General features: G+C 65.0%; 24 protein-coding genes and 1 pseudogene. 9 read left to right on the top strand and 16 right to left on the bottom strand.

Going from position 1 to position 24472, the window contains the following annotated elements; genetic code table 11:
- Positions 1–103: 103 nt before the first annotated feature.
- The 7 genes from O4H53_RS04315 to O4H53_RS04285 form a co-directional block, all read right to left on the bottom strand.
- A complete protein-coding gene (locus O4H53_RS04315) occupies positions 104–1003 on the bottom strand; it encodes an NAD-dependent epimerase/dehydratase family protein (RefSeq protein ID WP_269361648.1) in 900 nt (299 codons plus the stop codon).
- Between the two features lie 54 nt (positions 1004–1057).
- On the bottom strand, positions 1058–2029 hold the full coding sequence (locus tag O4H53_RS04310) for an ABC transporter ATP-binding protein (protein WP_269361647.1): 972 nt from the start codon (positions 2027–2029) through the stop codon (positions 1058–1060).
- A 66-nt stretch (positions 2030–2095) separates the two neighbouring features.
- The gene (locus O4H53_RS04305) at positions 2096–2887 is read right to left on the bottom strand and encodes a crotonase/enoyl-CoA hydratase family protein (RefSeq protein ID WP_269361646.1); all 792 of its coding nucleotides are present in this window, start codon (positions 2885–2887) and stop codon (positions 2096–2098) included.
- Positions 2880–3746: a hydroxymethylglutaryl-CoA lyase gene (locus tag O4H53_RS04300; RefSeq protein ID WP_269361645.1), complete on the bottom strand. Its 867-nt coding sequence runs from the start codon at positions 3744–3746 to the stop codon at positions 2880–2882. Before O4H53_RS04300 ends, O4H53_RS04305 begins: the two co-directional genes overlap by 8 nt.
- A 47-nt stretch (positions 3747–3793) precedes the next feature.
- Positions 3794–4459 carry a glutathione S-transferase family protein gene (locus tag O4H53_RS04295; protein ID WP_114275548.1) on the bottom strand — a complete coding sequence of 222 codons (666 nt, stop codon included), beginning with the start codon at positions 4457–4459 and terminating at the stop codon, positions 3794–3796.
- Positions 4460–4753: 294 nt separating this feature from the next.
- Positions 4754–6700 (bottom strand): acetyl/propionyl/methylcrotonyl-CoA carboxylase subunit alpha, encoded by a 1947-nt coding sequence (locus O4H53_RS04290; RefSeq protein WP_269361644.1) that lies wholly within the window; start codon positions 6698–6700, stop codon positions 4754–4756.
- A gap of 153 nt (positions 6701–6853) precedes the next feature.
- Positions 6854–8458, bottom strand: coding sequence for a carboxyl transferase domain-containing protein (locus O4H53_RS04285; protein ID WP_269361643.1), 1605 nt, complete (start codon positions 8456–8458; stop codon positions 6854–6856).
- A 117-nt stretch (positions 8459–8575) separates the two neighbouring features.
- Between O4H53_RS04285 and O4H53_RS04280 the strand changes: the two genes are divergently transcribed.
- Together O4H53_RS04280 and O4H53_RS04275 are read left to right on the top strand one after the other, a co-directional pair.
- Positions 8576–8833 (top strand): type II toxin-antitoxin system HicA family toxin, encoded by a 258-nt coding sequence (locus O4H53_RS04280; RefSeq protein ID WP_269361642.1) that lies wholly within the window; start codon positions 8576–8578, stop codon positions 8831–8833.
- Positions 8830–9192: a type II toxin-antitoxin system HicB family antitoxin gene (locus tag O4H53_RS04275; protein ID WP_269361641.1), complete on the top strand. Its 363-nt coding sequence runs from the start codon at positions 8830–8832 to the stop codon at positions 9190–9192. Before O4H53_RS04280 ends, O4H53_RS04275 begins: the two co-directional genes overlap by 4 nt.
- Here O4H53_RS04275 and O4H53_RS27170 read toward each other — a convergent pair.
- The 8 genes and pseudogenes from O4H53_RS27170 to O4H53_RS04240 all read right to left on the bottom strand — a co-directional run.
- A pseudogene (locus tag O4H53_RS27170) lies at positions 9187–9348 on the bottom strand (methylcrotonoyl-CoA carboxylase); the annotation flags it as partial. The gene O4H53_RS04275 and the pseudogene O4H53_RS27170 sit on opposite strands and share 6 nt — an antisense overlap.
- A 1-nt stretch (position 9349) precedes the next feature.
- Complete coding sequence (locus O4H53_RS04270; protein WP_269361640.1) at positions 9350–9814, bottom strand: lysozyme inhibitor LprI family protein; 465 nt, start codon at positions 9812–9814, stop codon at positions 9350–9352.
- Complete coding sequence (locus O4H53_RS04265; RefSeq protein ID WP_269361639.1) at positions 9811–11337, bottom strand: AMP-binding protein; 1527 nt, start codon at positions 11335–11337, stop codon at positions 9811–9813. The genes O4H53_RS04270 and O4H53_RS04265 overlap by 4 nt, the downstream gene beginning before the upstream one ends.
- A gap of 63 nt (positions 11338–11400) precedes the next feature.
- Positions 11401–11802: a DUF1622 domain-containing protein gene (locus O4H53_RS04260; RefSeq protein WP_269361638.1), complete on the bottom strand. Its 402-nt coding sequence runs from the start codon at positions 11800–11802 to the stop codon at positions 11401–11403.
- Positions 11803–11827: 25 nt separating this feature from the next.
- Positions 11828–12112, bottom strand: coding sequence for a hypothetical protein (locus tag O4H53_RS04255; RefSeq protein ID WP_269361637.1), 285 nt, complete (start codon positions 12110–12112; stop codon positions 11828–11830).
- 3 nt (positions 12113–12115) lie between these two features.
- Positions 12116–13279: an isovaleryl-CoA dehydrogenase gene (locus tag O4H53_RS04250; RefSeq protein WP_269361636.1), complete on the bottom strand. Its 1164-nt coding sequence runs from the start codon at positions 13277–13279 to the stop codon at positions 12116–12118.
- Between the two features lie 296 nt (positions 13280–13575).
- On the bottom strand, positions 13576–14769 hold the full coding sequence (locus O4H53_RS04245; RefSeq protein ID WP_269361635.1) for a DegT/DnrJ/EryC1/StrS family aminotransferase: 1194 nt from the start codon (positions 14767–14769) through the stop codon (positions 13576–13578).
- Positions 14766–15440 (bottom strand): HAD-IA family hydrolase, encoded by a 675-nt coding sequence (locus tag O4H53_RS04240; protein ID WP_269361634.1) that lies wholly within the window; start codon positions 15438–15440, stop codon positions 14766–14768. The genes O4H53_RS04245 and O4H53_RS04240 overlap by 4 nt, the downstream gene beginning before the upstream one ends.
- 129 nt (positions 15441–15569) lie before the next feature.
- On the opposite strand from O4H53_RS04240, the gene glmU reads away from it, so the two are divergent.
- Genes glmU through O4H53_RS04220 form a run of 4 tightly spaced genes read left to right on the top strand, consistent with a single transcriptional unit; the run spans position 15570 to position 19978 of the window.
- Entirely contained in the window at positions 15570–16922 is a 1353-nt protein-coding gene (glmU, locus tag O4H53_RS04235) for a bifunctional UDP-N-acetylglucosamine diphosphorylase/glucosamine-1-phosphate N-acetyltransferase GlmU (protein ID WP_269361633.1), read from the top strand.
- 2 nt (positions 16923–16924) lie between these two features.
- Positions 16925–18745 carry a glutamine--fructose-6-phosphate transaminase (isomerizing) gene (gene glmS, locus O4H53_RS04230; RefSeq protein ID WP_269361632.1) on the top strand — a complete coding sequence of 607 codons (1821 nt, stop codon included), beginning with the start codon at positions 16925–16927 and terminating at the stop codon, positions 18743–18745.
- The gene (locus O4H53_RS04225) at positions 18745–19299 is read left to right on the top strand and encodes a pyridoxamine 5'-phosphate oxidase family protein (protein ID WP_269361631.1); all 555 of its coding nucleotides are present in this window, start codon (positions 18745–18747) and stop codon (positions 19297–19299) included. The genes glmS and O4H53_RS04225 overlap by 1 nt, the downstream gene beginning before the upstream one ends.
- Positions 19274–19978 (top strand): DNA alkylation repair protein, encoded by a 705-nt coding sequence (locus O4H53_RS04220; protein ID WP_269361630.1) that lies wholly within the window; start codon positions 19274–19276, stop codon positions 19976–19978. Before O4H53_RS04225 ends, O4H53_RS04220 begins: the two co-directional genes overlap by 26 nt.
- Positions 19979–20480: 502 nt before the next feature.
- Here the strand turns inward: O4H53_RS04220 and O4H53_RS04215 are convergent.
- On the bottom strand, positions 20481–21005 hold the full coding sequence (locus tag O4H53_RS04215) for a hypothetical protein (RefSeq protein WP_269361629.1): 525 nt from the start codon (positions 21003–21005) through the stop codon (positions 20481–20483).
- 85 nt (positions 21006–21090) lie between these two features.
- On the opposite strand from O4H53_RS04215, the gene moaA reads away from it, so the two are divergent.
- From moaA to O4H53_RS04200, 3 genes are read left to right on the top strand one after another with little or no spacing between them, the layout of a single operon-like run.
- The gene (gene moaA / locus O4H53_RS04210; RefSeq protein ID WP_269361628.1) at positions 21091–22098 is read left to right on the top strand and encodes a GTP 3',8-cyclase MoaA; all 1008 of its coding nucleotides are present in this window, start codon (positions 21091–21093) and stop codon (positions 22096–22098) included.
- Positions 22099–22105: 7 nt separating this feature from the next.
- The gene (locus O4H53_RS04205) at positions 22106–23392 is read left to right on the top strand and encodes a 3-deoxy-D-manno-octulosonic acid transferase (protein WP_269361627.1); all 1287 of its coding nucleotides are present in this window, start codon (positions 22106–22108) and stop codon (positions 23390–23392) included.
- Positions 23385–24419 carry a glycosyltransferase family 4 protein gene (locus O4H53_RS04200; RefSeq protein ID WP_269361626.1) on the top strand — a complete coding sequence of 345 codons (1035 nt, stop codon included), beginning with the start codon at positions 23385–23387 and terminating at the stop codon, positions 24417–24419. Before O4H53_RS04205 ends, O4H53_RS04200 begins: the two co-directional genes overlap by 8 nt.
- Positions 24420–24472 lie beyond the last annotated feature (53 nt).

Below are 24472 nucleotides of genomic sequence, written 5' to 3'. Positions count from 1 at the left end.
ATGGCTTGGCTTCGGGTTTACTCTGCCGTCCCGACAGGGTCAACCAAGGGGGCATGATTTTGGCAGTCTGAAACGGACACCCGCAGGCCGGGATCATCAATGCCTAAACGCCATGCAGATCAACCAGATCGCGCCAGCGGTAAATCGGCTCGAACCCCAGCAGCTTGCGCGCCTTGGCGATGCTGTAAAAGGTCTCCTCCTCGCCCATCTCGCGCATGACCGGGACATCCGGGTAGAACCTGTCCAGCAGGGCCTGCGTGGTCAGTCCGACGGAATGTTCCGCATTGGCCGCGTTGAACACCTGGTATCCCAGACCGTCGGTCTGCAGGCAGCGCTCCACCATCTGGCCCAGGTCGCGCGCGTCGATATAGGCAAAGATGTTGCGCTCGCGCTGTTCGGGGTTTGCGACGAACTGCGGGAAAAGCGTTTCATATTCATGCGGCTCGATCACATTGTTGATCCGCAAGCCATAGATATTGGCCCCGGACCGGGCCTGAAAACTGCGCGCCGTCGCTTCGTTGCAGACCTTGGACATGGCATAGCTGTCTTCGGGCACGGTGGGGTGTTCCTCGTCCACCGGCAGATAGTTGGGTTTGCGCGACCCATCGGCGAAACAGACGCCATAGGTCGTCTCCGACGAGGCAAAGATGATCTTGGGGATGCGGTTCTTCACCGCCGCGTCGATGACGTTATAGGTGCTTAGCGTGTTGTTGCGAAAGGTCTCGTTGTCCGGCCGGATCAGGATGCGCGGCACGGCGGCAAAATGCACAACCGCGTCAAAGGCGGGCACGCCGCCGCCCGGCACCAGCTCGGACAGGTTGGCATAGCTTTGCATCACGTCGAACACCTGCCCTGCATCGGTCAGATCGGCGATCCGGTTGTCGACGCCCTCATGCTCCAGCGGTGCCAGATCGACGTTGAGCACCTGATGCCCCTGCGCCAGCAGATAAGGCACCACATGCCGCCCGGCTTTTCCGGTGCCACCGGTGAATAAAATGCGCATTGTCTGGTTCTCCTGTTGCTGTCCAAGGGTCAACGCGGCACCGCCCGCTGCGGTTCAGGACACGACCCTTGCCATCCATTTTGCAATCATGTCGTGCTGCACCCGCGCCTGTTCCGCCACGCGGTAAAAGCTGACCAATTCGCGCACCGGCGCGCTGATCTTCTCGAAACCGGAGATGAAGGCCACGATCACCCCCACCTGGGTCTGCCCCTGCATCACCAGATATCCGCCAAAGATCAGCACCGACAGCGGCCCCAGCGCATTCAGCAGGTTCAATGCCGCCTTGAGCGCGAATTTCAGCAGGTTGAAACGGATGCGGTTGTCAAAGATCCGGTCGAGAATACGGGCCCCCTCCTCCTGCACCGGTGCATCCATGTCTGATATCCGGTCACCCAGTTCGCGGATATAACCCACCCTTTCCGCCACCAGTTCGTTCAGGCGGTGCTGCAGGAAGGGTGTCAGAATGATTTGCGGCACCATGAAGGCCAGCGCAAAAAGCGCGATGCTGGGCTGCACGACAAACATGTAACCCAGCACGCCCAGCAGGATGGCCAGATTGGCGCAGGACTGGGACAGCGCCTCGCCCACGAAGCCGCCCAGTTTCTCGACCTCGGAACCGATGATGGACACCACCCGCCCCTCACTGTCCCGTGTCGTTTCGATCTTGTCGCCATAAAGTCCCAGCAGGTGCCGCCGGGTATAGATGTTGGTGCTTTCCGTCAGCCATGACTGATAGGCACGCAGTGCGAATTTGCCGGCCTGATGCAGGACAATGACGGCAAGATAGGCCAGCCCGAACCGGATCAGCAGCGGCACATTCTGCGTCTCCACCACCTCGTTCACGATCCGGCGCTGCAATTCGATGGGGGCGAGGTTCAGCAGGGCGACAAGCACCGCCCCGGCACAACAGCCAAGCTGGTGCCAGCCCGTCATCCGCCAGACGTAGCCCCAGATCGTTTTCGCAGCACTGTCATCCCCGGTCCGTTCGATGTCACGGGGGCGGAAGTAATCGACAAGGGATTTCAAATGGCGCTCCGGCGTTTCAGATCAGTCTGGCCCGAGCCTTGCGTCAAAGCCCGCCCCGCGCAAGGGTCAGGAGGACGTAACCACCCAGGCCGCCTTGCGCTTGTCAAAGAACGCGCCGATCCCCTCGGCGGCTTCCTCGGTTTCCCAGCGGGCAGCGAGTGCTGCGATGGACATCTCCACCGCCTCCTGCGTGGCAGCACCGCCCAGATCCAGCGCCAGCGCCTTGGCCGCCGCCACGGCCCCCGGTGCGCAGGACAGGTAAGGTGCCACCTCGCGTTCCACCGCCGCGTCAAGGTCACCGGCGGGCACCGCGCGGGCCAGCAGGCCCAGCGATACCGCCTCTGCCGCGTCGAACAGCCGGGCAGACATGAAGACCCGCCGCGCCATCCCCTCGCCCATGCGGGCAATCACGTAAGGTCCGATGGTGGCCGGGATGATCCCCAGCCGGGTTTCGGTGAAGCCCATGCGCAGGCTGTCCACCCCGATGGCCACGTCACAGACGCTGGCCATGCCGACCCCGCCGCCAAAGGCATTGCCCTGCACCCGCCCGATCAGCGGCTTGGGCAGCCGGTTCAGCGCGCCCAGCATATCCGCCAGCTTGCGCGCCTCTGCAGAGCGTGTCGCGGCATCCATGTCGCGCTGGTCGCGCATCCAGCCCAGATCGCCCCCCGCGCAGAAGGAGGCCCCCGCCCCGGTCAGCACCACCACACGCACCGCGTCATCCGCCCCCAGCTGTGCCGCCGCCGCGGTCAGGTCCGCCAGCATCTGCGCCGACATGGCGTTGTGCTTGTCGGGGCGGTTCAGGGTCAGTGTGGCGACGCCGCGCGCGTCGGTGTCGATCGTGATCGTCTCAGGCATCCACCGGTCCCCGCATTGCCTGCGCCATGGCCGCGGCCTCCTGCACGATGGCCTGGTCGATCCCGGTCTTGTAGCCCAGCGCCAGCAGATGCGCATTCACCGCTTCCGTGGCCACATTCCCCGCCGAACCGGGCGCGTAGGGACAGCCGCCCAGCCCCCCCACGGCGGCGTCAAAGACCCGCAGACCCAGCGACAGGGACGTGTCGATATTGGCCATCGCGCGGCCATTGGTGTCATGGTAATGCCCCGCAAGCCGCCCCACGGGCACCACATCGCGCACCGCAAGCAGCATCCGTGCGATGCTGTCGGGCCTGCCCGCACCGATCGTGTCGCCCAATGAAATCTCATAGCACCCCATCGAGAACAGGCGGTCCGCCAGAGCCGCCACAGCGCCGGGGGCCACCGGCCCGTCATAGGGGCATTCCACCACACAGGAGATATAGCCCCGGACGGGCACGTCCCGATGGCGCGCATCCTCCAGAATTGGGGCAAAGCGTTCGATCGATTCCGCCACCGAGGCATTGATGTTCTTGCGGCTGAACCCTTCGGAGGCCGAGGCAAAGATCGCCACCTCGTCCACACCTGCCGCCAGCGCATCCTCGTAACCGCGCATGTTCGGCGTCAGCGCGGCATAGCGCACCCCGTCGCGGCGGCTGATCCCGGCCATCACCTCGCCCGAGCCGGCCATCTGCGGCACCCATTTGGGCGACACGAAGGAGGCGCATTCGATGCGCCCGAAACCCGCGCCCGACAGCCGGTCAATCAGCGCGATCTTTTCCGTCACCGGTATCTCGCGCGCCTCGTTCTGCAACCCGTCGCGGGGGCCGACTTCAAAGATCTCACAAGGTCCAAGGCTCATATCGTCCCCTTTCAGGTGTTGTCAGGCACGAACGGGTGCCAACCGGGTCATTCAATCGGCCAGGGCGGATAAAAGTCCTTTTCATAGATACCCTCCCCCTGCGGCAGGCTTTCGGCGAAACTCTCGCGCTCGGTGATGCGCTCGTACCATTCCGCCACCGCCGGATGCGCATCCAGCCTGGCAAAATACTGCGACATGTACACCGCCTGCCCTACGGAAATATCCACCGCCGAGAAGCCGCTGGTCAACAGATAGTCGCGGTTCTCGACCGGCGTCGACAGCCGCGCCTCCAGCGCATCGTAGCATTTGCCGATCCGCGCCGCCTCCAGCTTCATCACGATGGGGCTGCGCATGTGGTCCTCGCGCAGGGCGATGTGCTGCTGGGTCAGGGCCGCCGTATGCTGGCTGATCGTCTCGGCGAAATGCAGCCAGACCAGCCAGGCCATGCGGTCCGGCACGCCGGGCATCCGGCCCAGCCGCTCCGGGCTGAACCTTTCACACAGGTATTCGGTGATGGCACCGGTCTCGAACATCCGCTCGCCGTCGATCTCCAGGGCCGGCACGCGGCCCGCAGGCGACAGGGACAGATAGGCCGGATCGCGCAGCGAGCGGTCAAAGGCATAGGTGCGGACCTGATATTCCACATCCATTTCGTTGAGCAGCCAGAGCGTGCGCATCGACCGCGTCTGCGGACAGTGATGCAATGTAATCATCGGGGAAACCTCGTCATAATCATCTACCTGCCAACATGACATGGGGCGTTTTTCCGGGGGTCAAGCGGCCCGGCAGCGGCCTTGCGGCCCGCCGCGCCACCTCATGCCCCGCGAATGTGCAAAAGGCGCGCAACGCCATGTGGCACCGGCCCCGCCCCGACATCTGCAGCACCGCAATATGCCACATCATCAACAGGATCGCCGCCAGGATCGGCGGCTCCTCCCCCGGGACATATGCGATAATCCCGGCAGCTGCCAGTGCGGCCGGCACCAGGTGATGCCACGCCCGCCCGTTCACGCGGCAGCTTCCGGCTCGGCCTCCAGCCGGACCAGCGCGGCCCCGGCCTCCACCTGATCGCCTTCGGCGGCCAGCACCTCGGCCACCACGCCGTCGCGCGCGGCCAGCAGGCTGTGCTCCATCTTCATCGCCTCCAGCACCGCAAGCCGGTCGCCCGCAGTGACCTTCTGGCCCACCTTCGCATCGACCAGCCGCACCATGCCGGGCATCGGTGCCTCGATCAGATTGCCGTCACCGGACTTGCCCGCCGCCCGTGCCAGCGGGTCGATCACGTCAAACCCCATGCCATAGCCGTCAAAGACCGTCACCACCGACCCGGCCACGGCAACCGAAGGGGCCATGTGCCCGTCCAGATACCAGCGCCCCGCCCTGCGCTCGGCGCTGAGCTCGGTCTCACCCACCGACCAGGACTGCCGGTCAGGCGACAGCACCCGGACCTTGAGCAAAGTTTCCTCCCCGCCATGTGCCAGCATCACCTGCCGCCGGAGCGGTCGCCACAGGGTAAACCCCGTCTCCGGCTGCGGTGCCATCAGGCCCAGCGCCGCCATGCCCGCCAGGGCCATGTGCCAGGGTGCCACCGCGGGGGCTTCGGTCAGTGCCGCGATGTCGCGTGCGATCAACCCGGTGTCGACGTCGCCTGCGGTAAATCCCGCATGTCCCGCCAGCGCCCCCAGAAAGGCCAGGTTGGTCACGGTGCCCGCCACCTCGCAGCCCGCCAGCGCCGCGCGCAGCCGCGCCAGCGCCACGTCCCGGGTGGGGCCATGTACGATCACCTTGGCAATCATCGGATCGTAGAACGGGCTGATGGTATCCCCCGCCCGCACGCCGCTGTCGGCCCGGGTCTGATCGGTGAACTGCAGATGCGTCAGCGTACCGGTCGCCGGCAGAAAGCCTTTCGGCACATCCTCGGCGTAAAGCCGCGCCTCGAAGGCATGGCCGTTGATCGTCAAGGCCTCCTGCCCCATGGGCAGGCTTTCCCCCGCCGCCACGCGCAGCTGCCATTCCACCAGATCGACGCCGGTGATCGCCTCGGTTACGGGATGTTCCACCTGCAGGCGCGTGTTCATCTCCATGAAGAAGAACCCTTCCGCGCGCAGCCCCTCCGAGCCGTCGACGATGAATTCCACCGTCCCCGCCCCGGCATAGCCGATGGCCTCGGCCGCCCGCACCGCCGCCGCGCCCATCGCGGCGCGCATCTCTTCACGCATGCCCGGTGCCGGGGCTTCCTCGATCACCTTCTGATGGCGGCGCTGCAGCGAACAATCGCGCTCGAACAGATGGACGGCCCTGCTGCCGTCACCAAAGACCTGCACCTCGATATGGCGCGGCTTGGTCACGAATTTTTCGACCAGCACGTCGGAATTGCCAAAGGCGGTCTTCGCCTCGGAGCGGGCGGAGTCCAGCGCGGCCTGGAAACCCGATGCCGCATCGACCTGCCGCATCCCCTTGCCGCCGCCGCCCGCCACGGCCTTGATCAGCACCGGATAGCCGATCTTCTCCGCCTCCGCCGCCAGCAGCGCATCGTCCTGATCCGCGCCGTGATACCCCGGCACCACCGGCACGCCGGCCTCGACCATCAGCGCCTTGGCGGCATCCTTCAGACCCATCGCGCGAATGGCCCGGGCCGAAGGGCCGATGAAGACAAGCCCGGCCTTTTCCACCGCATCGACGAAATCGGGGTTTTCCGACAGAAATCCATAGCCGGGGTGGATCGCCTGCGCGCCGGTGTCCAGCGCCGCCCGGATGATCACATCACCGCGCAGATAACTCTCCGCCGGGGCCGAGCCACCGATATGCACGGCCACATCCGCCATGGCGACATGTTTTGCACCCGCATCCGCATCCGAATAGACCGCGACACACCGCACCCCCATGCCCTGCGCCGTCTCCATCACCCGACAGGCGATCTCGCCCCGGTTCGCAATCAGGATCGTGTCAAACATCGCGCATCCTCTCCAGTTGATCTCTACTCATCATTTCTTTTTGGCCCCAAATATTCCCGGGGGAGCAGCCGCAGGCTGCGGGGGCAGCGCCCCCTGTGCACAGGCGGTGCATGAACAGGGCACGGCCCCTGACCGGCAATGCGCAATCCATCCTCACATCCGGAACACGCCAAAGCGTGTCGGCTCGATCGGGGCGTTCAGGCTGGCCGACAGGCTCAGGAACAGCACATCCCGGCTCTTGCGCGGGTCGATGATGCCATCGTCCCACAGCCGCGCGGAGGCATAGAGCGGATGGCTCTGTTCCTCGAACATGTCGATGGTGGGCTGCTTGAAGGCGGCCTCTTCCTCCTCGGTCCAGGTCTCGCCCGCCCGCTCCATCGCATCGCGTTTCACGGTGGCCAGCACCCCCGCCGCCTGCGGCCCGCCCATGACCGAGATCCGGCTGTTGGGCCAGGTCCACAGGAACCGCGGGCGATAGGCCCGCCCCGACATGCCGTAATTGCCGGCACCGAAGGAGCCGCCGACCAGCATGGTGATCTTGGGCACATTGGTGGTGGCCACCGCCGTCACCATCTTGGCCCCGTGGCGCGCGATGCCCTCGTTTTCGTATTTGCGGCCCACCATGAAGCCGGTGATGTTCTGCAGGAAGACCAGCGGGATATTGCGCTGGCTGCACAATTCGATGAAATGCGCGCCCTTCTGGGCCGCTTCCGAGAACAACACCCCGTTGTTGGCCACGATCCCGATGGGGCAGCCCTTGAGGTGGGCAAACCCGGTCACCAGAGTTTCGCCAAAGCGGGATTTGAATTCGTCAAAGCGGCTGCCGTCCACAAGCCGGGCAATCACCTCGCGGATGTCATAGGGCGTGCGCAGATCGGCAGGCACCACACCCAGCAGTTCCGCCGGGTCATAGGCGGGCTCCTCCGGGCTTTCCCATTGAACGGTCGCAGGCCGGGTCCGGTTGAGCTGCGCCACCGCGCGGCGCGCAAGGCTCAGCGCATGGGCGTCATCCTCTGCCAGGTAGTCGGCCACACCGGACAGGCGGGTATGCACATCGCCGCCGCCCAGATCCTCGGCGCTGACCACTTCGCCCGTCGCCGCCTTGACCAGCGGTGGCCCGGCCAGAAAGATGGTGCCCTGTTCCTTCACGATGATCGTCACATCCGACATCGCGGGCACATAGGCCCCGCCTGCGGTGCAGGACCCCATCACCACGGCAATCTGCGGTATCCCCTTGGCCGACATCCGCGCCTGATTGTAGAAGATCGCGCCGAAATGGTCCCGGTCCGGAAAGACCTCGTCCTGGTTCGGCAGGTTCGCGCCGCCACTGTCCACAAGATAGACGCAAGGCAGATGGTTCGCCTCGGCGATTTCCTGTGCGCGCAGGTGCTTCTTGACCGTCATCGGGTAATAGGTGCCGCCCTTCACCGTGGCGTCATTGCACACCACCATGACCTCATGGCCCTGCACCCGGCCAATGCCCGCGATGACGCCTGCGCAGGGGGCTGCGCCATCGTAAAGTCCATGTGCCGCCGTTGCCCCGATTTCGAGGAAGGGCGATCCGGGGTCCAGCAGGTTGGCCACCCGTTCCCGCGGCAGCATCTTGCCCCGGCTGGCATGGCGCGCGCGCGACTTCTCGCCGCCGCCAAGGGCCGCCGCCTCCGCCGCGGCCGCGACGGGTTCCAGCGCCTTGAGATGGGCGGCTTCATTGGCCTTGAAGGATTCGGAGGACGGCAGAGCCTGAGATAGCAGTTTCATTTGCAGAATTCCCCCTTGACGATATCACTTTTTGATACTAATTTGCAATCTGTTCGGTGAAGGTGCGCAGGTATGAGTGCTGGAGACACAATGTTATCTCCATGAGGACTTCTGCGAATGGTATCTTCCAAACACGCGGCAACACTTGCTGCACTTTTCCAAAAGCCAGACCGGGCCAATATCCGCTGGCGTGACGTTGAAAAACTGCTGCTGGCATGCGGCGCCACACTGAAAGAAGGCGCAGGCTCGCGCATCCGCCTAGAATTGAACGGGATTCGAATGACACTGCACAAACCACATCCCAAACCCGAGATGGACAAAGGTGCCGTCGTCACGTTGAGACGTTTTCTCCAACAGGCCGGGGTCTCTCCATGAAGCCCTACAAAGGTTATACCGCGTCGATCTGGTACGAGAGCGACGATTTGCTTTTTCACGGCACCGTCGAAGGTATCCGCGATACGGTCCACTTTGCCGGAGCTTCTGCGCAGGAACTGGAGCGCGCGTTTAGAGACAGCGTCGACGATTACCTGAATTGGTGCGCCGAGGACGGTGTCGAACCGAACAAGCCCTATTCTGGTAGACTCGCCTTTCGCACGACTCCTGAACACCATCGACTGATTTCCGAGGCCGCATCGGCGCAGGCCCGTTCGATCAATCAATGGATGGACGAAGTCCTCGAGGAAGCGGCGCGCAAGACGCTGGATGAAGGGCGGCAAAAGATCAAATTCGGGTAGCATTATTCTTTTAAATCCCCTAGCGCGCGACTTCTCGCCGCCGCCAAGGGCCGCCGCCTCCGCCGCGGACGCGACGGGTTCCAGCGCCTTGAGATGGGCGGCTTCATTGGCCTTGAAGGCTTCGGAAGACGGCAGAGCCTGAGATAACAGTTTCACATCAATTTCCCTTCATGTCGCGCAGCTCCAGCGAGCGCCGGGCTGTCATCACCAGCATGCAATTGGCATGGACGATGCTGCGGATCGAACCGTCCTGCCAGCGTGCGTAATCCAGCGCGCATTCCGCATCGCGAAAGGCGATCCAGGCCCGTTGCGCCGTCAGCAGATGGTCCTTGAGCGCCGGGTCCTGCGCGCCCAGCGCCGTGCGGGTGCTCTTGTATTCTTCGTTCAGGATCGCATCCCAGACCGCTGTTTCCGCCTGGATGCACTGGGTCATGCCCATGGTGGTGTCAAAACCCTGATCCTGGCAGCTGTTCGATGCGGCCCCCAGGCAATCGGGAGAGATCTCTCCGATCGGGGTCTGCGCGAAACAGGACCAGACCGTGCCACTGTCGACCTGCTGCGCCCAGGCGCCACCGGACCAGAGCCCGGCCCAGAACATTGCCATGATAACCATCCGTCTCATTGCCGGGTCTCCTCTGTCGCCATCTGTTTGAGCATGCGTCGGATCACCTTGCCGGTGACCGTCATCGGCAGCTCTTCAAGAAAGGTGATTTCCCTTGGATATGAATAGCTTGCAAGCCGTTCCCTGACCCAGTCCTGCAATTCGGACGCGGTCACCTCGGCCTTGTCCTTGCGCACCACATAGGCCTTCACGATCTCGGTGCGCAGCGCATCGGGCTTGCCCACGACGCCGCAGGTGGCCACGCCCGGATGGGTCAGCAGGCAATCCTCGATCTCCGCCGGGCCGATCCGGTAGCCGGCAGAGGTGATTACATCGTCCTCACGCCCCACAAAGCGCAGGAAATCGCCCTCCCACCGGCCCCGGTCCCCCGTCACCAGCCAGTCGCCGCGAAACTTCCCGGCGGTGGCTTCGGGCCGGTTCCAGTATCCCAGCATCATGGAGGCCGATCCGCGCCGCACGGCCACGTCACCCTCGCCCTCTCCCTCAACCGGCTGGCCTGCATCGTCGATCACCGCCACCTCATGCCCCGGCACCGCCTTGCCAATACAACCTGCGCGGGCGGGATAGTCCACCCCGCAGCTTGACGCGACCATATTGCATTCCGTCTGGCCGTAGAATTCGTTGATCTGAAGGCCGAATGCACCCTGCCCCCAGGCCAGCATCTCGGCCCCCAGCGGTTCGCCCCCGCTGGCGACAGAGCGCAGGCCCGGCAGCGCCCGGTCTGCGGCCTTGAGCATGCGCAGGGCCGTTGGCGGAAAGAAGACGTTGCGCACATTGCCGCGTGAGATGACATCGGCGCAGCCTTCGGGGGTGAACTTGGCCATCCGCGCGGCCACGACGGGCACGCCCAGCGCAAGCCCCGGCATCAGCACATCGAACAGCCCGCCGATCCATGCCCAGTCGGCAGGGGTCCACAGGCAATCATCCGGCTGGCCAAGGTGATCGTGGCTGATCACCACGCCCGGCAGATGCCCGGTCAGGACCCGGTGGCCATGCAAGGCCCCCTTGGGCGTGCCGGTGGTGCCGGAGGTATAGATCAGCACGGCAGGGTCATCGGGCCCGGTATCGGCAAAATCCACGGGCGCACCGTCAATCCCGACTTCTCCAGCGATCCAGGGTTCTGCCAGCCCACCAAGCAGATCGGCCCCTTCCGGGTCCGTCAACACGATCTCGCATCCCGCGTCGCCTGCGCGGGAGGCCAGGGCATCCTGTTTGAACAGCTTGAACAGCGGGACCGAGATTGCGCCGATCTTCCAGATCGCCAGATGCGCCGCCGCGCACCACGGCCCCTGGCTGAGCAGCACGCCCACCCGATCCCCCGGCACAACACGCGCCATCAGGGCGCGCGCAAGGCCATCCGTCATCCGCGACAGTTCCCCATAGCTGACATCGCGCCGCACCGGCCCGGTCAGATCGACGATCGCCAAAGCATCAGATGGCCTGGCGAGACATTGCGCGGCCATGTTCAGCCGGGTCGGCAGATCCCAGGTGCCATCCGCTCGCAGCCCTTGCAGATCACTCATCTGCGATGCTCCGGCACGGCACATCCGATCCGGCGGCAAACGGACTGTGGCAGATCGCTGAGGTCAGTCATTTCCCAACTCCTTTTGAAGTTGTCCAAGCTCCCGATCCAGGAAGAAGGATGTGATCGAGCGGATGATCACCAGCAAAAGCAGGAATATCAGGTCGGTAAACCGCAGGCTCAGCGCGGTGTGGATCACGTCGGAGACGATGAACAGCTCCAGACCGGCCAGGATATAACGCCCCAGTTCGACCCGCTCACGGTTGGTGCGGCGCACCCGGTCGACACCGCGGCGCGCAATCTCTGCCTGGGTCACCCCCAGGATGAAGCGCGCGGCACCGACCAGCAGCAGCGCGATGGCCGCCAGATCAATGAAGGTGGCGCACCATTCCAGCACCACGACAAGACCGTGGAGGTGCCCATGCAGAATTCCGCTCTCTGCCTTGAGGTCGATCAGGCTGTCCATTCCGTTTGCTCCCTTGATACGTCCGTCATGCCTCGGGCCCTTCCGGCAGCGAGATCAGCCGCCCCGCCCGGTCCACGGGATAGATCGCCACATCCCCGCAATGCACCTCGATCCAGACCTGCGCACTGCGGCCCGGCACGGCAACACAATCGGACTTTTGCCCGCCATGCTCGGCCACATATCGTGCGGCGAAATGGTCGATCACATCCGTCTCCGTCATATGCGCGGCGATCCAGCCCTGCCGGAACAGCAGCAGCCCCGCCAACAGGGTCAGCACCGCCAGAGGTGTCCACCACAGCCAGCGCGGCATCGCCTAGCCCATCGCCGCCATCATCTCGCGGCCCACCAGCATCCGCCGGATTTCCGAAGTGCCGGCCCCGATCTCCATCAGCTTGGCATCGCGGAAGATGCGCGCCACGGCCGTGTCGTTCAGATAGCCCGCACCGCCCATCGCCTGCACCGCCTGATGCGCCTGTGTCATCGCCTGTTCCGATGCGTAAAGGCAGCAGGCCGCCGCGTCCTGACGGGTCACGTCACCCCGGTCACAGGCCTGTGCCACGCTATAGACATAGGCCCGGGCCGAGTTCATCGCCGTGTACATATCCGCCAGCTTGCCCTGCATCAGCTGAAAGTTCCCGATCGGCTGACCGAACTGCTTGCGTTCGCTCACATAGGGCATGACCTCGTCCAGGCAGGCCGCCATGGTGCCAAGGCCGATGCCCGCCAGCACGACACGTTCGTAATCCAGCCCCGACATCAGGACCGCCACACCGCGCCCCTCTTCGCCCAGCACGTTCTCGAAGGGCACTTCGACATCGTCAAAGACCAGCTCACCGGTGTTCGATCCGCGCATCCCCAGCTTGTCCAGGTGGTGCGGGGTGCTGAACCCCTTCATGCCGCGTTCGATCAGAAAGGCGGTGATGCCCCTGGACCCGGCCTCCGGGTCGGTCTTGGCATAGACCACCAGGGTCTCCGCATTGGGCGCATTGGTGATCCAGTACTTGTTGCCCGACAGGCGGAAATGATCGTTGCGCTTTTCCGCGCGCAGCTTCATCGACACCACGTCGCTGCCTGCCCCCGCCTCCGACATGGCCAGCGCACCGACATGTTCGCCGGTGCACAGCTTTGGCAGGTATTTCGCCTTTTGCTCCGGCGTGCCGTTCAATTTGATCTGGTTGACGCAGAGGTTCGAATGCGCGCCGTAGGACAGAGAAACGGAAGCCGAGGCGCGGGCGATCTCCTCGACCGCGACGACATGGGCAACATAGCCAAGGCCGGAACCGCCGTATTCTTCCTCCACCGTCATGCCCAGAAGGCCCAGTTCGCCCATCTCGGTCCAGAGTTCGGGCGGAAAGTCGTTTTTGGCGTCGATCTCCGCCGCCATCGGTTTGACCCGTTCCTGTGCCCAGCGGTGGACCATCTCGCGCAGTGCCGCGACATCTTCACCCAGATCGAAACTCATACTCGCGTTAAACATCGTCGCCTCCCCCAAGGTCATTTATTGAACGCACGTTCATTACCTACGCCCCGCCCGTGGTTGCGTCAAGCCTCTCTGCTTCTGTGACGCGGCGCCCCTCCCGGTGGCAGGACCCGGGCAGCACAGCAATGCAGGCAAAGGATACATCAAGGGCAAAGAATCCGGGAAGGAATTCTGGGACCGGATGGCGGACCTGCGTGCCGGAGTTTGGGGAACCCCCTGCGTCTGAGACCCAGGGTGAGTTTACCGCCGTTCATTTGATACGGAGCCAGCCCGGAGCCCTCCCGCCGCTGGTCTCAGGCCTTTTGAAACACCGCGCTCACTTCCGCACGGATGATCCGGGCGATCAGCGCGCAATCGTCCAGCGAGAATGTCAGCGGCACCCGCATGTCGACAATCCCCGCCAGCACCGCATCGCTGGCGGGCATTTTCTCGGACGCCACGTAGCGCCATGAATCGTAGCGGCTGGTAAAGCCTACCGGCTCCGCCGCGCCGAACCATTTCAGCTCCACCCCGCGCGCCAGACAGCGGCGCAGAACGTCCCTCACCGCGCCCGCCTCCCAGCCTGCCAGCAGGAACTGTATCGAAGAGCCCACGATGCTTTCCTCAGCAGGCCTTTCGATCACCGTCAGACCCGGCGTGTCGCGCAGCCCCGCCTCGATCGCGTAATAACGTTCATTCCAGCGCGCACACTGCCGGTCCAGATCGCGCAGCTGGGGCCGCAGGATCGCGGCGCGCAGATTGTCCATCCGGCCCGACACATTGGGGGTCTCGTAGCGGATTGTCTCGAAGGTTTCTTTCGGCGGCCCCGCGCGGTGGCTTTCATAGAGCATGTAAGAGCCCGAGAGCATCACCGCCCGGGCGGCGACCTGCGGATCGTCGGTCACCAGCAGGCCACCTTCGCCTGCGTTCATATGCTTGTAGGTCTGGCAGGAATAGCACCCCACCTTTCCCTGCGTGCCGGAGGGCACGCCTTTCCAGGCGGCCCCCATGGTATGGGCACAATCCTCGATCACCGTGATACCATGGGCATCGCAAAGCGCCATCAGCGCCTCCATATCGGCAAGATGGCCGCGCATGTGGCTCAGCAGCAGCACATCGGCCTGACCGGCCTTTGCCGCCAGATCCTCCAGATCAATCACCAGCTGCGGGGTCACGCCAACAAAGACCGGCTGCGCGCCCACGGCGGCAATCGCGCCCGGCACCGGGGCCAGGGTAAAGGCATTGGTCAGCACCCTGTCCCCCGGCCTGACGCCAACCGCACGCAGGGCCGTTCCCATGGCGTAGCCGCCGGAGGCCACCGCAAGGCAATAGCGCGCGCCGACCTTGGCTGCGAATTCCTGTTCCAGCAGGACGGTCTGCGCCACCTCGCCGGGGGCCGTGTTGTAGCGGTGCAACCGGCCCGAGCGCATGACGGCGACCGCCGCCTCGATCCCCTCTTCGGGGATCGGCTCCTGCTGGGTGAAACTGCCGCTGAACACCTCCGTCACGCCGCGGCCCCCACCAGGCCCAGGATGATGTCATGCAGATCGTCGTAGTGATTCAGCAGCGCCTCGGGCTCCAGCGCCGCCATATCGCCACCTGCCGGGCCGAAGGTGACCAGCACGCAGGGCACGCCCGCGTTGCGCGCGGTGTTGCGGTCGGTGTCGCTGTCCCCGATCAGCACACAAAGCGCCGGATCACCCCCGGCGCGGCGCGCGGTCTCGAACAGATGTTCCGGGTCGGGTTTGCGGACGGTCAGGGTGTCGGCCCCCAGCATCGCGTCGAACCTGTCGCGCACCCCCAGCCGTGTCAGCAGCGCATCGGCCAGCCGCTCGGGCTTGTTGGTGCAGATCGCCACGCGAAAGCCTGCGCGTTTCAGCCTCGCCACAGCCTCCATCGCGCCGGGATAAAGCGTGGTATGGGTGTCGATGTTGCGGGCATAGGCCTCCAGCAGCTTGGGGTAATAGGCGTTGATCGCCTCCTGATCGTCCGAGCGCCCGAGCCGCCCCAGCCCCAGTGTCAGCATGGCGCGCCCGCCGCGCAGGGCGGTGCCGGCATCGGCCACCGGGTCCAGCAGATCGCCTGCTCCCATCTCCCGGAAACAGGCATTCGCCGCCGCGATCAGATCACCGCTGGTGTCCGCAAGTGTCCCGTCCAGATCAAAAACAACCGTCTTCATACTACCCCCGTCTGCGCGGTTCCCCGCCCGCTCTTGTTGCAAGCCGCAACCTATCTTGATGCCCGCCACCCTTGCGCCTTTGTGCGTAGGGGGTAAAGAGAATGCAAGGTAGAGCATAAAGAGAACGATATGAAAACGTCACTGATCATCCTTGCCGCAGGCAAAGGCACACGGATGAATTCGGACCTGCCCAAGGTCCTGCACACCATCGCGGGCGAGCCGATGTTGATCCATGCCATGGAAGCCGGCCGCGTGCTGGAACCGGAACTGACCGTCGTCGTTGCAGGCCACAGCGCCGAGCAGGTGCGCGCCGCCACCCTGGCCCATGACCCCGATGCAACCGTGGTCGAGCAGCAAGAACAGCTTGGCACCGCCCATGCGGTCGCCCAGGCCCGCCCGGCGCTGGCGGATTTCGACGGCATGGCCGTGGTGCTTTACGGCGATACCCCCTTTATCCAGCCCGAGACGCTGGAGCGGATGCAGGCCGCGCTTGACCACCACGATGTCGCGGTCCTGGGGTTCCAGGCCGCCGATCCCGCCCGCTATGGCCGGCTGGTGATGCAGGGCGACACATTGGAACGGATTGTCGAATTCAAGGACGCGACAGAGGCGGAGCGCGCGATCACCCTGTGCAACTCCGGCGTGGTCGCCGCACGGGCCGGCCTGCTGTTCGAGCTGATCGACGGGGTCGGCAATGACAATGCCGCCGGTGAATATTACCTCACTGACATTGTCGGCCTGGCCCGCGCGCGCGGTCTGAGCGCCACCGCGGTCACCTGCGACGAGGCCGAGACCATGGGCGTGAACTCCCGCGCGGATCTGGCCCTGGCGAATGCCGCCTTCCAGACCCGCGCCCGCGCCGGCCTGCTGGAGGATGGCGTGACCCTGATGGCCCCCGAAACCGTCTATCTGGCGCGCGACACCTACATCGGACGCGACACGCTGATCGAACCCAATGTGGTCTTTGGCCCCGGTGTCACGGTCGAATCCGGTGCCACGATCCGCGCCTTTTCCCACCTCGAAGGCTGCCATGTCTCCCGCGGTGGCATCGTCGGGCCCTATGCCCGCCTGCGCCCCGGTGCCGAACTGGCCGAGGATGTGCGCATCGGCAACTTTGTCGAGATCAAGAATGCCCAGGTGGCCGAAGGGGCCAAGATCAACCACCTCAGCTATGTCGGTGACGCCTTTGTCGGTGCCGGTGCGAACCTTGGCGCGGGAACGATCACCTGCAACTACGACGGGGTGATGAAACATCACACCCATATCGGCGCGCGCGCCTTCATCGGCTCCAACACCATGCTGGTGGCCCCGGTCAGCATCGGCGACGGCGCGATGACCGGCTCAGGCTCCGTCATCACATCGGATGTGGAACCCGACGCCCTGGCCCTGGCCCGTGCGCCACAGGTCGAAAAACCCGGCATGGCGCGGAAATTATTCGAAATGTTGAAGGCCAAAAAGGCCAGAACGCAGCGAGGCAGCTGATTATGTGTGGAATTGTAGGAGTCCTGGGCAACCACGAAGCAGCGCCCATTCTGGTCGAGGCACTGAAACGGCTCGAATACCGCGGCTATGACAGCGCCGGGATCGCCACCCTCAACCACGGCAAGCTCGACCGCCGCCGCGCGGTGGGCAAGCTGGTCAACCTCAGCGATCTGCTGGTGCATGAGCCGCTGGCCGGAAAGTCCGGCATCGGCCATACCCGCTGGGCCACCCATGGCGCGCCCACCGTGACCAATGCGCACCCCCACCGTGCAGGTGGCGTGGCGGTGGTTCACAACGGCATCATCGAGAACTTCCGCGAGTTGCGTGAGGAACTCGCAGGCCACGGCGTCAATTTCGTGACCGAAACCGATACCGAAATCGTGGCCCTGCTGACCCAGCATTACATGGCACAGGGTGCCGCCCCGGTTGCGGCCGCCAAACAGGCCCTGTCGCGGCTGACCGGCGCCTTTGCGCTGGCCTTCCTCTTCGATGGGGAGGATGACCTGATGATCGCCGCGCGCAAGGGCTCGCCCCTGGCCATCGGCTATGGCACCGGCGAGATGTTCGTGGGCTCCGACGCCATCGCCCTGTCCCCCCTGACCGACCGGATTTCCTACCTGGAGGAAGGCGACACCGCCGTCATCACCCGCACCTCGGTCGAGATCACCGACAGCACCGGTGCAGCCGTGCAGCGCCCGGTCAAGACCATCCAGATCGACAGCACCCGCATCGACAAGGGCGGCCACAAGCATTTCATGGCCAAGGAGATCGCGGAACAGCCCGGCGTGCTGGGCCAGGCCCTGCAACATTACATCAGCAATGACGGGCAGATCCACCTGCCGGGGGCCGGGCTCGATTTCACCGGGATCGAACGCATCACCATGGTTGCCTGCGGCACCGCCTTCTATGCCTGCCTGACCGCGAAATACTGGTTCGAACAGATCGCGCGCATCCCCGTCGAAGTCGATGTCGCCTCCGAATACCGCTACCGCGAACCCCCCATCACCTCCGGCACCCTGGCGATTTTTGTCAGCCAGTCGGGCGAAACCGCCGATACCCTGGCCGCCCTGCGCTATTGCGCGGGCAAGGTGGATACCATCGCCTCGGTGATCAACGTCCCCGAAAGCTCCATCGCCCGCGAAAGCGACCTTGCCCTGCCGATCTATGCGGGTGTCGAGGTTGGTGTCGCCTCCACCAAGGCCTTTACCTGTCAGCTGACGGTGCTCTTCATGCTGGTGCTGAAAGCCGCCCGCGACCGCGGCCTGCTGGACACCGCCGCAATGGCGGACCACATCCTTGCCCTGCGCGGCCTGCCATCGGTGATCAACAGCGCGCTGGAACAGAACCAGGCCATGCGCGACACCGCCTACAAGCTCTCGACAGCCCGCGACGTGCTCTTCCTGGGCCGTGGCCAGATGTACCCGCTGGCGCTCGAAGGCGCGCTGAAGCTCAAGGAAATCAGCTATATCCATGCCGAAGCCTATGCCTCGGGTGAGTTGAAACACGGCCCCATCGCCCTGGTGGACGAAGAGGTCCCGGTGATCGTCATGGCCCCGCGCGACGCGCTTTTCGACAAGACGGTCAGCAACATGCAGGAAGTCATGGCGCGCAAGGGCAAGGTGATCCTGATCTCGGATGCCAGGGGTCTGGCCGAGGCCAGCGAAGGCACCTGGGCCTGCATCGAAATGCCCACCATCGCCGATGCCCTGGCCCCGATCCTCTATGCCCTGCCCGCACAGCTTCTGGCCTATCACACGGCAGTGGCCAAGGGCACGGACGTGGACCAGCCCCGCAACCTCGCGAAATCGGTGACAGTGGAATAATGGCAAAGCAGTTTGACAGCATCACCGAAGACCACAGAAAGTTCATCGAGGCGCAGCACATGTTCTTCTGCGGCAGCGCCGCCGAGACGGGCCGCGTGAACATCTCGCCCAAGGGGATGGACAGCTTGCGCGTGCTTGGCCCCCACCGGATCATCTGGCGCAATCTCACCGGCTCGGGCAATGAAACCGCCGCACATCTGGCGCGCATCAACCGCATGACCCTGATGTGGTGCGGGTTTGAGGCGCGTCCGATGATCATGCGCGCCTATGGTTCCGCCCGCACCCTGCATCCGCGCGATGCGGCGTTCGACGCCCTCAATGCGCATTTCCCGCCCGATCCCGGCGCGCGGCAGATCTACGACATGACCGTGGATCTGATGCAGACCAGCTGCGGCTATGCGGTGCCCTTCTATGAGCACAAGGGCCCGCGCGAGGTGCTGCACCATTGGGCCCGCGACAAGGGGCCCGACGGGGTTGCCACCTATTGGCAGGACCGCAACCAGCACAGCATCGACGGGCTGCCCACGCATGTTCTGGCCGACCCCGATGCATGAACCCTATCTGGCCGCACTTGAAGAACTGGCCGACCCCGACCGCGCGGCCCAGATGCGCGCCTATCACAAGGCGGACCGCCGCTACCTTGGCCTGACCAATCCCCGGATCAACGATCTGACCCAGACCTGGCGCGGCGAGACCGATGCCGAAACCCGCGTCGCCATCGCAGACGGACTGTGGCAGACCGACATCTTCGAGGCGCGCCTCGCCGCCGCCAAACTGCTGACCCAGGCGCGCATCCGCCCCGATGACACCCCCGCATGGGATCTCATCATCTCCTGGACCCCGGATTTCGACAGCTGGGCGATTGCCGATCACGCCTGCATGGCCGGGGCCAAACGCCTGACCGCCGATCCCGGCCGCCTTGATACGGTTGCGACCTGGGTCACCTCAGATCACATGTGGACCCGCCGCGCCGCCCTCGTCTCCACGCTCCCCTGGACCAGGCAGAACCACCCGAAACCGCAGGAACTGGCCGACCGCGACCGTATCCTGGGCTGGGCCGCAACCCTGGTGACCGATCACCAGTGGTTCATCCAGAAAGCCATCGGCTGGTGGCTGCGCGACCTGTCAAAACACGATGCCCCCCGCACTCGGACCTTCATCGACACCCACGGTGCCGCGATGAAACCCTTCGCGGTAAAGGAAGCCCTGCGCCACCTGAAGAAAACCACCTGAAACATCCCTGGTCTGGCGCCGCCCTTGCTTGAGCACGTCAGGGCGCCGGCCGACCGGATTGCCAGGCACAATCGCCGAGGGGCCCCCGCAGGGGGAGACGGCTATTGTGCTTGGGAAGACGGGCGGATGGTGCCATGAAAGAGATCAATCAAGGGCGGCACCAGACCTTCCTGGGATGGTGGGCCCGCAGCGAAAATCCATAATGTAACCTGCGCGCAGCGCAGTCCTTCGGATCACGCTAGGCTCTGGACCCATTAATCTTACATGCTCAGTTTGACAGATTTTTTCGCTGACTAGGAAAATCTGCGCAAGAATAGTGGTTCTATTTCAAGCAGATGTGACGCAGGCTGCGGGAAAATCCGTCAAACCCGAAGGGCGGCGATTTCACTTCATTTCAACGTCTTGGGTCGCTTGCAAATAGAACCACTATTGGCTGCACGCCCCAAACCTTTGAAATTTCGTGAAATCGCCGCTGAGCACGTAAGATTAATGGGTCCAGAGCCTAACCCTCCAGCGCCACCTCGACCTCTGTCAGCTCTGTCAGGGAGGCACCGATCAGGCGCAGGGCCGACAGCGACATCTGGCTGCCCGCCGTCGCGGCACCGCCCAGCGGAATCAGCGTCACCGCCGAGGATTTCCCCGTCGCCGGATTGGTCACCCGCCCCTTGGCCTCTGCCGCCACCAGGGGTGTCTTCAGCCACAACCCCGGCTGGGTCGGATCCCCCAGGGCCGCCACCGTTGTGCCCAGCACCCGGCCCCCGGCCGCCGCGGGCACAGCCGCCGCGGCACGCTGTTCCGGCGTGGTGGTGTCCAGCGCCTCGGCCGAGCGCGCCGCAGGCGGTGGCGGCGGTGCCGCCGTGGCAAGGTCAAGCGTTGGCACCTCAGCCGGATCAGCGGCGACAAAAGGATCAATCGGACCTTCCTGCGCAGTGCCACCCGCCTTGCGCCCAAGGCCAAAACGCTCGGTCACGGCGGCACAGCCCGCCACGCCCAGAACCAGTATCGTCAGGATCAGAATTCTTTTCATGACCGCAGGCTACCGCCCGCCCGCCCCCACATCAATCTGAGAAATGCCGCTTGCGGGCTTACCGGCGGGCGATTACCTATAAAGCATGAATGCTCCATTGATCGACCCATTCGCCCGCGCCATCACCTATCTGCGCGTCTCCGTCACGGACCGCTGCGATTTCCGCTGTGTCTACTGCATGTCCGAGAACATGACCTTCCTGCCCAAGAAGGAACTGCTGACGCTGGAGGAACTGGACCGGCTCTGTTCCACCTTCGTGGGTCTCGGGGTGCAAAAGCTGCGCATCACCGGGGGCGAGCCGCTGGTGCGCAAGGGCATCATGACCTTCTTTGACAGCATGACCCGTCACCTTGACGCGGGCACGCTCAAGGAGCTGACGCTGACCACCAACGGCAGCCAGCTGGAACGTTTCGCCGGGGATCTTTATGCCGCCGGTGTGCGCCGGGTGAACATCTCCCTCGACACGCTGGACGATGCCAAATTCGCCGATATCACCCGCTGGGGCCGCCTGCCCCAGGTGCTGCGCGGCGTCGATGCGGCGCAAAAGGCGGGGCTGCGGGTCAAGATCAACGCCGTGGCCCTGAAAGGTTTCAACGAGGATGAGCTGCCCGCCCTCACCCGCTGGTGCGCCGAACGCGACATGGATCTCACCTGGATCGAGGTCATGCCGATGGGCGACCTGGGCAATGAGGACCGCCTGGGCCAATACTGGTCCCTCAAGGATGTCCGCGCCCGCTATGCCGAAGAATATACCGTCACCGATCTGGCAGAACGTTCGGGCGGTCCCGCCCGCTATGTCCGGCTTGAGGAAACGGGTCAGAAGATCGGCTTCATCACGCCGCTTTCCCACAACTTCTGCGAAAGCTGCAACCGCGTGCGCATCACCTGCACCGGAGAGATCTACATGTGCCTCGGTCAGGAAGACGTGGCCGACCTGCGCGCGCCCCTGCGCGCCCACCCCACCGATGATGCCCCGCTGGAGGCGGCAATCCGCGCCGCCATCGACCGCAAGCCCAAGGGCCATGACTTCGACTATTCCCGCCAGCAGCTCGACGGGCAGATGCCCCGGCACATGAGCCACACGGGCGGCTGAGCCCGGCATGGCCCCGCTGCTCTACCGCCTCTGGGTGGGGGCCAGCATGGCGCTGGTGCCCTTTGCGACCTGGGCTGTCACCCGCAAGCTGCGCCGCGCAGGCGTGCCGGTGGTGCGCTGCCACGAAAAGCTCGGCCATGCCACCGAACCGCGCGACCCCGACGCTGCGCTGATCTGGTTCCATGCCGCCTCCGTGGGCGAGACCCAGGCGGTGCTGGCGCTGATCACCCGCATGGGCGTGGCGCTGCCGCAGGCGCAGTTTCTCATCACCTCGGGCACTGCGACCTCCGCCACCATGGTCGCCCGCCGGATGCCGCCGCGCTGCGTGCATCAGTTCTCGCCGCTCGACGCGCCCGGAACCCTGCGCCGCTTCCTGCGCCACTGGCGGCCCGATGCGGCGCTCTTTGTGGAAAGCGAACTCTGGCCGCAGATGCTGCGCCGCACCCATGCGCAGGGCGCGCGGATGGCGCTGGTCAACGCGCGGCTCTCGGCCAGATCCATCGCCAACTGGCGCCGCTTCCCGAAAACCGCGCGCTACCTTTTCGAGGTCTTCGACCTGATCCTGACCCAGAACGATGCCATGGCCAAAGCCATGGTCGAGATCAACGCCCCCGCCGACCGGGTCGCCCGGGGCATCAACCTCAAGTCGCTGGCAGGCCCCCTGCCGCAGGATGAGGATGCGCTGTTCGAGGCGCGCGCAGCCCTGGGTCATCGTCCGGTCTGGATCGCCTCCTCCACCCACCCGGGCGAGGAGGAAACCGTGCTGGCCGCCCACAAGTCCCTGCTGGAGCAGCACCCCGACCTCTGCCTGATCCTCGTGCCGCGCCACCCCGAACGCGGGCAGGACGTGACCAACCTGATCGCCGGTGCGGGCCTGAGCCTGACCCGCCGCACCCGTGGGGACATGCCCGGCGGACAGGTCTTTCTTGCCGATACGCTGGGTGAACTCGGCACCTGGTACGCGCTTGGCGATATCGTGTTTCTGGGCGGCTCCCTGCGCCCCATCGGCGGGCACAACCCGTTTGAGGTCGCCCAGGCCGGGGCGGCGGTGCTCTCGGGCAACCACGTCGCCAATTTCGCCGAAACCTTCGCCGAAATGGAGGCGCGCGGCGCCGCGCGTCTGGTGGCCGACGCCGGGGACCTCGCACTGCGTGTCGGCGCGCTTCTGGACGATCCCGCGGCACTGGAGGCCGCCAAAGCCGCCGCCACGGCGTTTACCCGGGACCGGACCGACATGCTGGACGGCATCGCCGCGCGGCTGATCAAGGCGCTGGAGCTTGCCCCCGGTGCCTGAGCTTTTTGTCACCAATTACAATCCGAATTTCACCGGCGTCTCGGCGACAGCGGCCAATGTGATCCGCCAGCAGATGCAGCACCATGACCTTGCGCTGGTGGGCCGGCCCCTGCCCGGCTGCCCCGACCCGCTGACGCCTGCGCAGGCCCATCTTGCCTGCCGCCAGGGCGCGCCGGAAAACCGGCCTTTCGCGATCTGGCATGTGCGCCGCAACCCCGAGATGCGCAGCGCCATCTGGCTGCGCGATATGCGCCGCGCGCCGATCCGCATCGTCTTTACCTCTGCGGCGCAGCGGCTGCATTCGGCCTATCCGCGCTGGCTGATCAGCCGCATGGATGCGGTGATCGCCACCACGGACAGGGCGGCGGAATTCGTCCCCCACGTCCGCGCCGTGGTTCCGCACGGGGTAGATACCGATCTCTTCACCCCGGCATCCGACCGCGCCGCCGCCTGGCGCGCCCTGGGTTTCGGCGGCAGCCGCGGGATCGCCACCGTGGGGCGCATCCGCCCCGAAAAGGGTACGGATGTCTTTGTCGAGGCGATGCTGCGCTTCCTGCCCGATCACCCCGATGTCACTGCCCTGGTGGTCGGCCGCGCGGGCGGCAAGTTCGAAAGCTATCTGACCGGCCTCAGGACCAAGGTCGCGGCGGCAGGGCTGACCGACCGCCTGCGCTTTGTGGGGGAGATACCGGCCCCCGACCTGCCCGCCCTGATGCGCGCCCTGTCGCTGGTCATGCAATTGCCCCGCTATGAAGGCTACGGCATGGTCCCGCTCGAAGGTCTTGCCAGCGGCACGCCTTTTGTGGGCAGCGAGGCAGGCTATTACCGCAGCTTTTCCGATGCGGGCAAAGTCGGCACGATTGTGCCCCTCGACAACGCCGAAGCGGCCGCAGCCGCCGCCAGGACGCTGCTCGACCGAACCGACATGATCGCCGGGGCCGCACGCGAGACCGCCCTGACCCGCTTCAGCGCCCGCGCCGAAGCGGAAGGGATCGATGCGGTCTATCAATCGCTCTGGCAGGGCTGACAAGGGCGCGCCGGGTGGCTTGAGCGCGCATCCCCCGCTTGTTTAGGCCAAGA

This window comes from Sulfitobacter sp. G21635-S1, assembly GCF_027213915.1.
Lineage (GTDB): Bacteria > Pseudomonadota > Alphaproteobacteria > Rhodobacterales > Rhodobacteraceae > Sulfitobacter.
The sequence above is the reverse complement of the archived record's forward strand: the minus strand, read 5'-3'. Positions and strand labels throughout refer to the sequence as shown.